This window comes from Pseudomonas sp. LTGT-11-2Z (assembly GCF_003691445.1).
In the GTDB taxonomy this organism is placed as follows: Bacteria; Pseudomonadota; Gammaproteobacteria; order Pseudomonadales; family Pseudomonadaceae; genus Aquipseudomonas; species Aquipseudomonas monteilii.
Genome location: NZ_CP033104.1, coordinates 892,048 through 904,969, shown reverse-complemented (window position 1 = coordinate 904,969; position 12,922 = coordinate 892,048). Strand labels below are relative to the sequence as shown.

Sequence of the window (12,922 nt, the reverse complement as noted above, 5' to 3'; positions counted from 1 at the left end):
ACCGCCATGAGCGAAGATCGATCGAGCAACGGGCAGAAGTCCTGGCTGGGTAAACTGACCCAGGCTTTTGCCCATGAGCCGAAAAACCGCCAGGAGCTGCTTGAGCTGCTGCGCGAAGCCCACCAGAACAAGCTGCTGGACAGCGAAGCACTGACCATCGTCGAAGGCGCCATCCAGGTCGCCGACCTGCAGGTTCGCGACATCATGGTCCCGCGTTCGCAGATGATCAGCATCAAGGCCAGCCAGTCGCCGCGCGAATTCCTGCCGGCGGTGATCGACGCCGCGCACTCGCGCTACCCGGTAATCGGCGAAAGCCATGACGACGTACTCGGGATCCTGCTCGCCAAAGACCTGCTGCCGCTGATCCTCAAGGAAAACGGCGACAGCTTCAACATCAAGGATCTGCTGCGTCCGGCCACCTTCGTGCCCGAGTCCAAGCGCCTGAACGTGTTGCTGCGCGAGTTCCGTGCCAACCATAACCACATGGCCATCGTCATCGACGAATATGGCGGTGTGGCGGGCCTGGTGACCATCGAGGACGTGCTGGAGCAGATCGTTGGCGACATCGAGGACGAGCACGACGTCGAGGAAGACAGCTACATCAAACCGCTGCCCAGCGGTGACTTCCTGGTGAAGGCGCTTACCCCGATCGACAACTTCAACGAGTTCTTCGACAGCGAGTTCTCCGATGACGAGTTCGACACGGTCGGCGGCCTGGTGATGAGCGCCTTCGGCCACCTGCCCAAGCGCAACGAAACTACCGAGATCGGGTCTTACAAGTTCCGTATTCTCAACGCCGACAGCCGGCGGATACACTTGCTGCGCCTGACCCCGATCACCCGTTAAGGACAAACATGCGTTGGATCACCCGCCCCGGCTGGCCCGGTAACCTGCTGGCCCTGGCGGCCGGTGCCTCCACACTCCTGGCCCTGGCGCCATTCGACATCTGGCCGCTGGCCGTGTTGTCCATCGCCATGCTCTACCTTGGCCTGCGCGAGCTCAGCCCGCGCCAGGCCATGTGGCGTGGCTGGTGGTTCGGTTTTGGCCTGTATGGCGCCGGCACCTGGTGGATTTACGTCAGCATGAACACCTACGGCGGCGCCTCGCCGCTGCTGGCGATTCTGCTGCTGCTGGCGTTCTTCGCCGCGCTGGCCTGGTTCTTTGCCTTGCCCACCTGGCTGTGGGCACGCTGGCTACGGCGCAACGAAGCGCCGCTGGCCGATGCCCTGTGCTTCGCGGCGCTGTGGCTGCTGCAAGAGGCCTTTCGCGGCTGGTTCCTGACCGGTTTCCCCTGGCTTTACGCCGGCTACAGCCAGCTGGACGGCCCGTTGGCCGGCCTGGCGCCGCTGGGCGGCGTGTGGCTGATTTCCTTCACGCTGGCGCTCACTGCTGCCCTGCTGTGCAACCTGCACCGCCTGCGTGCCCGCCCCTCGTTCCTGGCCGTGGGCTGCCTGCTGTTGTTGGCCCCATGGGCACTGGGCCTGGCGCTCAAGGGCCACGCCTGGACCAAACCGGTAGGTGACCCGTTGAAAGTGGCGGCCATTCAGGGCAACGTCGAGCAAGACCTGAAATGGGACCCTGCGCACATCGACGCGCAACTGGCCCTGTACCGTGACTTGAGTTTCAGCTCAAAGCCCGTGGATTTGCTGGTGTGGCCAGAAACGGCGGTGCCGGTGCTCAAGGACCAGGCCCAAGGCTACATCGACGTGATGGGCCGTTTTGCTGCCGAGCGGCATTCGGCGCTGATCACCGGCGTGCCCGTGCGGGAAGTGGTGCACCATCAGCGCCGCTACTACAACGGCATCACCGTGACCGGTGAAGGTGACGGCACCTACCTCAAGCAGAAGCTGGTGCCGTTTGGCGAGTACGTACCGTTGCAGGACATGCTGCGTGGCGCCATCGAGTTCTTCAACCTGCCCATGTCGGACTTCGCCCGCGGGCCGGAAGACCAGCCACTGCTGCAGGCCAAGGGTTATCAGATTGCGCCTTACATCTGCTACGAAGTGGTCTACCCCGAGTTTGCTGCTGGCCTGGCGGCACGCAGCGACCTGCTGCTGACCATCAGCAATGACACCTGGTTCGGCACCTCGATCGGCCCGTTGCAGCACCTGCAGATGGCGCAGATGCGCGCGCTTGAAGCCGGACGCTGGATGATCCGCGCCACCAACAACGGCGTGACCGCGCTGATCGACCCGTTTGGCCGTATTATCACGCAGATTCCGCAGTTCCAGCAGGCGGTGCTGTATGGCGAGGTGGTGCCGATGCAGCAACTGACGCCTTACCTGCAATGGCGTTCGTGGCCGTTGGCGATTGTCTGTGCATTGCTGCTGGGCTGGGCATTGCTGGCAGGCCGCATCGCCAAAACCGTCTGAGTTATCCTGTACCGGCCTCTTCGCGGGCAAGCCCGCAAAGAGGCCGGTACAGGCAGTGCAAGGCTCAATAGAAAATCCGATACCCCACCAACCCCACCACCTCATTAAACAACTGCCCGCTCTGCCACATCGCCCGGCTCTCCGGCAGCAACCCGCCAAACGGCCGCGCATGATCCTGCCCCAGGAACCCCACCGGCGCCGGCACCACCTCGAACCCCGCCTGCTCAAAGCTCCAGCGCGAGCGCTGCATGTGCCAGGCCTGGGTCACCACCACCACACGACGAATCCCCAACGGCTGCAGCACCTTGGCCGTGAACTGGGCATTTTCCCAGGTCGTGCGGCTGGCCTCTTCACGCCACTTCACGTCAACAGCAAAGTCTTCGTGAAGGCGATCCGCCATCAACCGCGCTTCGCTCGGCGGCGTGCCATAGTGCAACCCACCACTGGTCAGCACCGGAAGGCCTGACGCCTTGGCCAACTGCGCAGCAAAACGCATGCGCTCCAAAGCCGTGGCCGTGGGCTGGTCGCTACCGCCCCAGGCCGGATCGCCGCGCTCACGCCCTGCGCCCAGCACCACAATGGCATCCGCCCGCCGCGCAAGCGCGGTCCAGTCGTTTACGGCCAAGGGAGGCTCGCTTTCCAGCCTATGCGCGGTTTCCTGCACCACCAGCGGCAAACTCATCAGCCACAGGCCACCAAGCCCCATGGCAAAGCACAACGCCGCCAACCGTGGCCGTCGAGCACGCAGCCACCACGCTGCAAGCAGCAGCAGAAACAGGATGCCCGGCGGCATCAGCCATTGTTTGATGAAGAATCGGATCGGCATCGGCCACACCTCCTTGGCAGGCGTGCAGCCTAGAAGGATCGGCGCCGGTCAACAAGGGTGCGGCCGGCGCCGATCGTGAGTTGTGTGATAGTGAAGAACCGGCGCGCGATAGCCCGCGCCTGGCGTCCTGAACGGCTAGCGATGTGGCAGCGTCCTGGATCTCGCCGGATTGGCGGGGCGTTTCTTGTCCTTGAGCCAGAGGATCTTGGCCGATGTCGGCTCCGCTTGCGGGTAACTGCCGACAGAGGCATTGTGGCGCTCCGGGAGGGATTCCAGGTAAGCCTTGATCACTTCGAACTCTGCGTGGCTCAGGCCACGCAACTCCAGCTCGGCTGGCATCTCGTCGCGCAATCGTACCGAGGTCCTTGCCACTTCCAGTGCCAGGCCAAGCCGGTCGATCAGGCGCTCGTAAAGCTCCGGTTTCATTGCGGGTAGCTGCGTCTCTCCCATCCGTTCACCTCAATTGAAGATAAAGAATATCTCCCCCCACATCTGAGCTTAGCGGCGCCATGAAAAGCAGCCGGGTGCTGCGACCAGCGGCCATTCGCAACGAAGGTTTCCCACGATGCGCAGCGCTGCTGTATGCTACGGCGTTCACTCTAAACGACACCGGAGTGCCGGACGCAGCGAGGTTCCGCTGCCTGGAACAAGGTCTCTTCTCTCTCAGCCAAAAGTAGCCATGCACGAACAATACACGCCCCGTGATATCGAAGCCGCCGCCCAGAAGTTCTGGGACGAGCAACAATCGTTCGCTGTTACCGAACAGCCAGGCAAAGACACCTACTATTGCCTATCGATGTTCCCGTACCCGAGCGGCAAGCTACACATGGGCCACGTTCGCAACTACACCATCGGCGACGTGATTGCCCGTTACCAGCGCATGCTGGGCAAGAACGTCCTGCAGCCGATGGGCTGGGACGCATTCGGCATGCCCGCGGAAAACGCGGCGATGAAAAACAACGTCGCCCCGGCCAAGTGGACATACGAAAACATCGACTACATGAAGACCCAGCTCAAGAGCCTGGGTCTGGCCATCGACTGGGCACGTGAAGTCACCACCTGCAAACCCGACTACTACCGTTGGGAGCAGTGGCTGTTCACCCGCCTGTTCGAGAAAGGCATCATCTACCGCAAGAACGGTACCGTGAACTGGGACCCGGCAGACCAGACCGTACTGGCCAACGAGCAGGTCATCGACGGCCGTGGCTGGCGTTCGGGCGCGCTGATCGAAAAGCGCGAAATCCCGATGTACTACTTCCGCATCACCGACTACGCCGACGAGCTGCTGGAAAGCCTCGACGAGCTGCCGGGCTGGCCTGAGCAGGTCAAGACCATGCAGCGCAACTGGATCGGCAAGTCGCGCGGCATGGAAGTACAGTTCCCGTACGACCAGGCCACCATCGGCCACGAAGGCACCCTGAAGGTCTTCACCACCCGTCCCGACACGCTAATGGGCGCCACCTACGTCGCCGTCGCCGCCGAGCACCCGCTGGCCACCCAGGCGGCCCAGGGCAACCCGGCGCTGCAGGCGTTCATCGACGAGTGCAAGAGCGGCAGCGTTGCCGAGGCCGACATGGCCACCCAGGAGAAGAAAGGCATGGCCACTTCCCTGCTGGTAGAGCACCCGCTGACCGGCGAGAAGCTGCCGGTATGGGTCGCCAACTACGTGCTGATGCACTACGGCGATGGCGCCGTGATGGCCGTGCCGGCCCACGACGAGCGCGACTTCGAGTTCGCCCACAAGTACAACCTGCCGATCAAGGCCGTGGTGCGCACCAGCGCGGGCGATGAAGTGGGCAGCGAGTGGCAGGCCGCCTATGGCGAGCACGGCCAGCTGATCAACTCCGCCGAGTTCGACGGCCTGGACTTCGCCGGCGCCTTCGATGCCATCGAAGCCGCTCTGATCCGCAAGGAACTGGGCAAGTCGCGTACCCAGTTCCGCCTGCGTGACTGGGGTATCAGCCGCCAGCGCTACTGGGGCTGCCCGATCCCGATCATCCACTGCCCGTCCTGCGGCGACGTGCCGGTGCCGGAAGACCAGCTGCCGGTCACCCTGCCCGAGAACGTGGTGCCGGATGGCGCCGGCTCGCCGCTGGCGCGCATGCCGGAATTCTATGAGTGCACCTGCCCGAAATGCGGCACTGCGGCCAAGCGCGAAACCGACACCATGGACACCTTCGTCGAGTCGTCCTGGTACTTCGCCCGCTACGCTTCGCCGAACTACGACAAGGGCCTGGTAGACCCGAAAGCCGCCAACCACTGGCTGCCGGTCGACCAGTACATCGGCGGTATCGAGCACGCGATCCTGCACCTGCTGTACGCGCGCTTCTTCCACAAGCTGATGCGTGACGAAGGCCTGGTTACTTCGAACGAGCCGTTCAAGAACCTGCTGACCCAGGGCATGGTCGTCGCCGAAACCTACTACCGCGTGGCCAGCAACGGCGGCAAGGACTGGTTCAACCCGGCCGATGTCGAAATCGAGCGCGATGCCAAGGCCAAGATTATTGGTGCTCGCCTGAAGACCGACGGCCTGCCGGTGGAAATCGGCGGCACCGAGAAGATGTCGAAATCGAAGAACAACGGCGTCGACCCGCAGTCGATGATCGAAGCCTACGGTGCCGACACCTGCCGCCTGTTCATGATGTTCGCCTCGCCGCCCGACATGAGCCTGGAATGGTCCGACTCCGGCGTCGAAGGTGCCAGCCGCTTCCTGCGCCGCGTCTGGCGCCTGGCTCAGGCTCACGTCAGCCAGGGCCTGCCGGGCAAACTGGATGTCACAGCACTGGACGACGCGCAGAAGGTCATCCGCCGCGCCATCCACGCAGCCATCAAGCAGGCCAGCAACGACGTGGGCCAGTTCCACAAGTTCAACACCGCCATCGCCCAGGTGATGACCGTGATGAACGTGCTGGAAAAGGCCCCGCAGGCCAGCGAACAGGACCGCGCCCTGCTGCAGGAAGGCCTTGAAGCCGTCACCCTGTTGCTGGCACCGATCACCCCGCACATTTCCCACGAGCTGTGGCAGCAACTGGGCCACCAGCAGGCCTTGATCGACGCTGGCTGGCCAGCTGTCGACGAAGCAGCCCTGGTGCAGGACACCATCACCCTGGTGGTGCAGGTCAACGGCAAGCTGCGTGGCCAGGTCGAAATGCCGGCTGCTGCCAGCCGCGAAGAAGTCGAAGCCGCTGCCCGCAGCAACGAGAACGTCCTGCGCTTCATCGATGGCCTGACCATCCGCAAGGTCATCGTGGTACCGGGCAAGCTGGTCAACATCGTCGCCAACTGATGGCAGCGCTCGCTCGCAGTCACTGCGGGCGGGCGTAACTGGCCCACAAGGGAGCAACAACATGATCAAACGCAATTTGCTGGTAATCGGCCTGGCGGTCATGCTCAGCGCCTGCGGTTTCCAGCTGCGCGGCACCGGCTCTACCGAGCTGAGCGTGAAGGAAATGGACGTCAGCGCGCGCAACGCCTATGGCCCGACCGTGGTCCAGCTGCGTGAAGTACTGGAGCGTAGCGGCGTCAACGTACATGCTGGCGCACCGTATCGCCTGGTACTGACCAACGAACAGGAGCGCGAGCGCGCGGCCACCTACAACAGTGGTAACCGTACCGCCGAGTACGAGCTGACCACGGTGTTGAACTACAGCATTCAGGGCCTGAACAACCTGGAGCTGATGAGCGACAAGCTGGAAGTGCGCAAAATCTACCTGCGTGACGGCTCGAACATCACCGGTTCCGAGCAGGAAGCCAACCGCGCCCGTGAAGAAATGCGCCGCGATCTGGTCAACGCCATGGTCGTGCGCCTGCAGATGCTGAGCCCGTCCCAACTGGACGAGCTGCAGCGCAAAGCCGACGAACGCGCCCAGGCCGAAGCCGCCGCGCTGGAAGCTGCCCGCCGTCAGCAGGCCGAAACGCCTCAGCAGTCGCCGCTGGAAGTACCGGGCAACTAAGCCCGTGTGGGGCACCTTCGGGTGCCCCCCTGTTTCCCATGAAACTCGCCCCCGCCCAACTCAACAAGCACCTGCAAGGTACCTTGGCACCGGTCTACGTGGTCAGCGGTGACGACCCGTTGCTATGCCAGGAAGCCGCAGACGCCATTCGTAATGCCGCGCGTCAACAAGGTTTCGACGAGCGCCAGGTGTTCAGTGCCGACGCCAACTTCGACTGGGGCACCCTGCTCCAGGCTGGCGCCAGCCTTTCCCTGTTCGCACAACGCCGCCTGCTGGAACTGCGCCTGCCTTCGGGCAAACCTGGTGACAAAGGCGCCGCGGCGCTGATGGAATACTGCGCCAACCCCGCCGAAGACACCCTGCTGCTGGTCAGCCTGCCCAAGCTCGACGGTAGTGCGCAAAAGACCAAGTGGGGCAAGGCGTTGATCGAAGGCGCGCATTGCCAGTTCATCCAGATCTGGCCGGTGGACGTGCACCAGCTGCCGCAGTGGATCAACCAGCGCCTGCAACAGGCCGGCTTGTCGGCACAGCGTGACGCTGTCGACCTGATTGCCGCGCGCGTGGAAGGCAACTTGCTGGCAGCGGCGCAGGAAATCGAAAAGCTCAAGCTGCTGGCCGACGGCAACCAGATCACCGTGGAAACCGTGCAGGCCGCTGTTGCTGATAGCGCCCGCTTCGATGTCTTCGGCCTGGTGGACGCCATTCTCAATGGCGAAGCCGCGCATGCCCTGCGCATGCTCGAAGGATTGCGTGGTGAGGGTGTAGAACCACCGGTCATCCTCTGGGCCCTGGCCCGTGAGCTGCGCCAGCTGGCTGGGCTAGCCCAACAGTTCAGCCAGGGTGTACCGCTGGACAAGGCCTTCAGCCAGGCCCGCCCGCCGATCTGGGACAAACGCCGACCGTTGGTCAGCAAAGCCCTGCAGCGCTTGTCGGCGCAACGCTGGGCGCAGTTGCTGCAGGATGCCCAGCGTATCGACGCGCAGATCAAGGGGCAGGCCGAGGGCTCTCCTTGGACGGGCTTGGCGCGGCTGTCGCTGCTGATGGCTGGCCAGCGTCTGGCGCTACCTCCGGAATAACTGGGGTCGCTGTGGGAGCGGGCATGCCCGCTCCCACAGGACTGCGATCGACCATAAACACAATCAATTGGCCCGCCCCCGCCCCAAGCCCTACAGTGCGTCCCAAAACCACCCACCGGGAACCTGCACTATGAGCAAAAAGCCGAAAAAGCACGGCCCCAACAAGGCCAAGTCCATCATCGCCCAACCGCTGTTCCGCTGCCGCCAGGAACAACCGGCCAAGGGCAAAGGCAGCTACCGCCGCGAAGCCTTCCAATCGAGAGATTGGGAGGCTTCCTACTTTTTGGCTGCATGAAAGCATCGCAAGCGCAGGCATGGTATGGTCGTCACCTGACCTGCAATTCTGGATCTGTGCATGCTCTTCCGTCTTCTCCCCCGTTGGGAAACCCGCCAGCTGATCGCGGCCTCCAGCTTCATCCTGCTTGTGGCCTGCGCGGAAAAACCCACCGCCGCCGACGCACTGCCGCTGGCCCCTGCGCAACCCGCTCCCGTGGTAACCGTGCCCGGCGCGACGCCTGACGTCAGCACTGAAATCCAGCCTCTGCAAACCTTCGCCCAGTGGCAGGCCGGCTTCCGCCAACAGGCCTTGCAAGCCGGGATTTCACCCAGCACCTTCGACCGCGCGTTCCTCGGCGTCACCCCTGACATGGACGTGATCAAGGCCGACCGCAGCCAGCCGGAGTTCACCCGCCCGGTGTGGGAATACCTCGAAGGCGCCCTGTCGCCCCTGCGCGTGCGCAATGGCAAGAAGCTGCTGGAGCAGAATGCCGAGCTGCTGACACGTATCGAACAACGCTATGGCGTGGACCGCCAGGTGCTGGTCGCGGTGTGGGGCATGGAAAGCAACTTCGGTCAATTCCAGGGCAACAAGTCGGTGATCCGCTCACTGGCCACCCTGGCCTACGAAGGCCGCCGCCCACAGTTCGCCCAGGACCAGCTGATCGCTGCGCTGCAAATCATCCAGCATGGTGATATCCAGCCTGAAGCCATGCGCGGCTCGTGGGCCGGCGCCATGGGCCAGACCCAGTTCATCCCGACCACCTACAACACCCATGCCGTGGACTTCGACGGCGATGGCCGCCGCGACATCTGGAACAGCACACCGGATGCCCTGGCTTCGACCGCGCACTACCTGCAGAGCTCGGGCTGGAAACGTGGCCAACCGTGGGGCTTCGAGGTACAGGTGCCGGCTGGTTTCGATTTCTGGCAAGCCGATGGCGTGCTGCGCAAACCGGTGAGCGAATGGCTGGCGATGGGCGTGAAACTGCCTGCAGGCACGCAACTGCCGGCCAACAGCAACCAGTTGCCTGCCGCCCTGCTGCTGCCGGCGGGTGCGCGTGGGCCGGCGTTCCTGGTGCTGGACAACTTCCGCGCCATCCTCAAGTACAACAACTCGTCGTCCTACGCGCTGGCGGTGAGCTTGCTGGGGGATCGCTTCAGCGGCTGGGGCTTCATTGCCGGCAGCTGGCCGAAGGAAGACCTGCCGCTGAGCCGCAGCGAGCGTATGGAATTGCAGAACCTGCTGAACAGCAACGGGCATGAGGCCGGGAATGCTGATGGCATTATCGGCGCCAATACCCGCAAGGCCATTCGCAATGCCCAGCAGGGGCTGGGGTGGCCGGCGGATGGGTATCCGACCCACAAGCTGCTTGAGAGCCTGCGTGGCCAATGAAATTTCTGGGGCTGCTTTGCAGCCCCGGCAATCTCAAGCCTTGAACAGATCCTGCTCCAACACCAGACGCTGCCGATCACTGTCCAGCCTCACCCGCGCCCCCAACGGCAAGCACACATTCGGGTCACAATGCCCACTGCGCCACCCCGCCAGCACCGGTATCCCCAGAGGCGCAAAGGTTTCCTCCAGCAACGGTGCAAGCGCCGCCGTGGTAATCCCGGCAAAATCCCCAACCAGCACGCCCTTAACCCCTTCCAGCTTGCCCGCCAGACGCAACTGGGTCAGCAGCCGGTCCACCCGGTACAACGGCTCGTTGACGTCCTCGATAAACAGAATGCACCCCTGCGTATCCAGTTCGGCCAGCGTCCCCATGGTCGCACCCAGCATCGACAGGTTGCCGCCCAGCAGCGGACCACTGGCCACACCCGCCAATACACTGCTCAAGGGATAGTCCGTCGGGTGCACGATCTGCTCGCCTGCCCGCACATGCCCTGCCAGCTGCGCCAGCAACGACGACTCAGTTGGAGGCAACTTCGCCCCCAAAAGGTCGGCATTGAGCATCCCACCATGGAAGGTAACCAGCCCGCTATGCCGATAGATCGCCGTGTGCAGTGCGGTAATGTCGCTGTAGCCGATCAACGGCTTGGGGTTGCGCCGAATCAGGTCAAAATCCAGCCGGTCGAGCAGGCGCATACTGCCGTAACCACCGCGCATGCACAGGATGGCGTCGATGGCCGGATCGGCAAAGGCATCGTGCAAGTCTTGCAAGCGCTGCTGGTCGGAGCCTGCCAGGTAGCCCTGGGCCTGGTTAACAGCGGGGTACAGGCGGCAGCTGTAGCCACGGTCGGCAAACCACTGGCTGACCTTGTGCGTATCCAGCCGCGCCGCGCCTGCCGGGGCGACAATGGCAAAGCAGGCGTTAGCCGGCAACGCGGCTGGCAGGCTCGGTAGTAAGGTTTCGGCGCAGTTCATTGCGGCTCCTTGCAGCGCTTGGTACACAAACAAAAATGCCGATGCCGCCCTTCGGCGTGCATCGGCATGCGTGCCTCAGACCAGGCTCAGAGCTTGATCTTGGCTTCGTGGGCCTGCTGGTCAGCGTGGTACGAAGAACGCACCAGCGGGCCGGAGGCGACGTTCTTGAAGCCCATCTTGTAACCTTCCTCGGCGAACCAGGCAAAGGTGTCCGGGTGCACGAAACGCTGCACCGGCAGGTGGCTGCGCGACGGCTGCAGGTACTGGCCGAGGGTGAGCATGTCGATGTCATGCTCGCGCATGCGGTGCATCACTTCGATCACTTCCTCGTCGGTCTCGCCCAGGCCGAGCATCAGGCCCGACTTGGTAGGTACATGCGGGACCATCTGCTTGAACTTCTGCAGCAGGTCCAGCGACCAGTCGTAGTCCGAGCCCGGGCGCGCGGCCTTGTACAGGCGCGGTACGGTTTCGAGGTTGTGGTTAAACACATCTGGCGGCTCTTGCGCGGTGATTTCCAGCGCGACGTCCATACGGCCACGGTAGTCCGGCACCAGGGTTTCCAACTGCACGCCCGGCGACAGCGCGCGGATCTCGCGGATGCAGTCGGCAAAGTGCTGGGCACCACCGTCACGCAGGTCGTCGCGGTCCACCGAGGTGATCACCACGTACTTCAGGCGCAGGTCGGCAATGGCGACCGCCAGGTTTTTCGGCTCGTCCAGGTCCAGCGGCTTCGGCCGGCCGTGGCCCACGTCACAGAACGGGCAACGACGGGTGCAGATGTCACCCATGATCATGAAGGTGGCGGTACCACCCGAGAAGCACTCGCCCAGGTTCGGGCAGGAAGCCTCTTCACACACGCTGTGCAGCTTGTGCTTGCGCAGCAGTTGCTTGATGCGGTCTACCTCGGGCGATACCGGAATACGCACGCGAATCCAGTCAGGCTTTTTAGGCAGCTCTTCGGTGGGGATGATCTTCACCGGGATGCGCGCCACCTTTTCGGCGCCACGCAGTTTTACCCCAGCTTCCACCTTCTTCGGCGCTGGGCGCGGGGTGACATCCTGGGTGGGTATCAGGTTCGGCACGGCTTCTTGCACAGTTGTCATATTCAGTCGATTCCGCCCGTGAGGGTCGTCTGCTCAGCGTAGTCGAGGTGCTTGACCAGCTGTCCGCGCAGCCTTGTCCTGACCTCGTCGAGTTCGATCGGACCTGCCAGGTCGCGCAGCTGGGTCATCGCCAGCCCCGCATAGCCGCAGGGGTTGATTCGGCGGAATGGCGCAAGGTCCATGTCCACGTTCAGGGCAAGGCCGTGGAACGAACGGCCGTTGCGAATTCGCAGGCCGAGGGAGGCGATTTTCGCTCCATCGACATAGACGCCCGGGGCGTCGGGCTTGGCAGAAGCCTGCACGTCATAACTGGCGAGCAGCTCGACCAGCGTCTGCTCGATACGGCTGACCAGCTCGCGCACCCCAAAGCCCAGCCGGCGCACATCCAGCAGTAGGTAGGCCACCAACTGCCCGGGGCCATGGTAGGTCACCTGGCCGCCGCGGTCGGTCTGCACCACCGGGATGTCGCCCGGCACCAGCAGGTGCTCGGCCTTGCCAGCCTGGCCCTGGGTGAAGACCGCAGGATGCTCGACCAGCCAGATTTCATCCTGGCTGTCCGGGGTGCGCTGCTCGGTGAAGCGACGCATGGCCTCCAGCACCGGTTCGTAGGGCTGCAGACCAAGCTCGCGAAAACCGAGGCAGGCGGACATCAAAGCACCATTTTCACGATGCCAGTAGCGCGCAGGGCGCTGTTGATATCGTGCAGCTGGTTCTCGCTTTCGGCAACGATGTGCAATTGCACGGTGGTGTACTTGCCTTCCTTGCTCTGGCGCTCGGCCAGGGTGGAAAGGTCGACTTTGGCGTGCTTGCTGAGGATTTCGATCACGGTGTCCTTGAAGCCGACAACGGTATCGCCGATTACCTTGATCGGGTAATCGTCGCAAGGGAATTCGATTTTATGCGACTTGACGTCTGGTTCGCTCATGGCGGAAACGGCCTCGTAAGCCG

13 protein-coding genes are annotated in these 12,922 nt (G+C 63.4%); 7 read left to right on the top strand and 6 right to left on the bottom strand.

Annotated features, from left to right (window positions below):
• Positions 1 to 6 precede the first annotated feature (6 nt).
• Both D8767_RS04090 and lnt read left to right on the top strand, forming a co-directional pair.
• Entirely contained in the window at positions 7 to 846 is an 840-nt protein-coding gene (locus tag D8767_RS04090; RefSeq protein ID WP_016712172.1) for an HlyC/CorC family transporter, read from the top strand.
• An 8-nt stretch (positions 847 to 854) separates the two neighbouring features.
• The gene (gene lnt, locus D8767_RS04085) at positions 855 to 2,372 is read left to right on the top strand and encodes an apolipoprotein N-acyltransferase (protein WP_016712173.1); all 1,518 of its coding nucleotides are present in this window, start codon (positions 855 to 857) and stop codon (positions 2,370 to 2,372) included.
• A gap of 64 nt (positions 2,373 to 2,436) precedes the next feature.
• Here the strand turns inward: lnt and D8767_RS04080 are convergent, their stop codons facing one another.
• Positions 2,437 to 3,198, bottom strand: coding sequence for a YdcF family protein (locus tag D8767_RS04080; RefSeq protein WP_016712174.1), 762 nt, complete (start codon positions 3,196 to 3,198; stop codon positions 2,437 to 2,439).
• 135 nt (positions 3,199 to 3,333) lie between these two features.
• Complete coding sequence (locus D8767_RS04075) at positions 3,334 to 3,648, bottom strand: hypothetical protein (RefSeq protein WP_016712175.1); 315 nt, start codon at positions 3,646 to 3,648, stop codon at positions 3,334 to 3,336.
• Between the two features lie 229 nt (positions 3,649 to 3,877).
• Between D8767_RS04075 and leuS the strand changes: the two genes are divergently transcribed.
• The 5 genes from leuS to D8767_RS04050 all read left to right on the top strand — a co-directional run bounded on the left by leuS (position 3,878) and on the right by D8767_RS04050 (position 9,899).
• Positions 3,878 to 6,484 (top strand): leucine--tRNA ligase, encoded by a 2,607-nt coding sequence (leuS, locus tag D8767_RS04070; protein WP_122048282.1) that lies wholly within the window; start codon positions 3,878 to 3,880, stop codon positions 6,482 to 6,484.
• 61 nt (positions 6,485 to 6,545) lie between these two features.
• On the top strand, positions 6,546 to 7,151 hold the full coding sequence (lptE, locus tag D8767_RS04065; protein ID WP_016712177.1) for an LPS assembly lipoprotein LptE: 606 nt from the start codon (positions 6,546 to 6,548) through the stop codon (positions 7,149 to 7,151).
• A gap of 38 nt (positions 7,152 to 7,189) precedes the next feature.
• Entirely contained in the window at positions 7,190 to 8,227 is a 1,038-nt protein-coding gene (gene holA, locus D8767_RS04060) for a DNA polymerase III subunit delta (RefSeq protein ID WP_016712178.1), read from the top strand.
• A gap of 130 nt (positions 8,228 to 8,357) precedes the next feature.
• Positions 8,358 to 8,522, top strand: coding sequence for an alternative ribosome rescue factor ArfA (arfA, locus tag D8767_RS04055; RefSeq protein WP_016712179.1), 165 nt, complete (start codon positions 8,358 to 8,360; stop codon positions 8,520 to 8,522).
• 60 nt (positions 8,523 to 8,582) lie between these two features.
• Positions 8,583 to 9,899 carry a lytic murein transglycosylase gene (locus D8767_RS04050; protein ID WP_016712180.1) on the top strand — a complete coding sequence of 439 codons (1,317 nt, stop codon included), beginning with the start codon at positions 8,583 to 8,585 and terminating at the stop codon, positions 9,897 to 9,899.
• A 33-nt stretch (positions 9,900 to 9,932) separates the two neighbouring features.
• Here the strand turns inward: D8767_RS04050 and D8767_RS04045 are convergent, their stop codons facing one another.
• The 4 genes from D8767_RS04045 to D8767_RS04030 form a co-directional block, all read right to left on the bottom strand.
• Positions 9,933 to 10,871 (bottom strand): LD-carboxypeptidase, encoded by a 939-nt coding sequence (locus D8767_RS04045; RefSeq protein ID WP_016712181.1) that lies wholly within the window; start codon positions 10,869 to 10,871, stop codon positions 9,933 to 9,935.
• An 86-nt stretch (positions 10,872 to 10,957) separates the two neighbouring features.
• Positions 10,958 to 11,974: a lipoyl synthase gene (gene lipA, locus D8767_RS04040; RefSeq protein WP_016712182.1), complete on the bottom strand. Its 1,017-nt coding sequence runs from the start codon at positions 11,972 to 11,974 to the stop codon at positions 10,958 to 10,960.
• 2 nt (positions 11,975 to 11,976) lie between these two features.
• Positions 11,977 to 12,624: a lipoyl(octanoyl) transferase LipB gene (gene lipB, locus D8767_RS04035; protein ID WP_016712183.1), complete on the bottom strand. Its 648-nt coding sequence runs from the start codon at positions 12,622 to 12,624 to the stop codon at positions 11,977 to 11,979.
• Positions 12,624 to 12,899 carry a DUF493 domain-containing protein gene (locus tag D8767_RS04030; protein ID WP_003249736.1) on the bottom strand — a complete coding sequence of 92 codons (276 nt, stop codon included), beginning with the start codon at positions 12,897 to 12,899 and terminating at the stop codon, positions 12,624 to 12,626. The genes lipB and D8767_RS04030 overlap by 1 nt, the downstream gene beginning before the upstream one ends.
• Between the last annotated feature and the right edge of the window lie 23 nt (positions 12,900 to 12,922).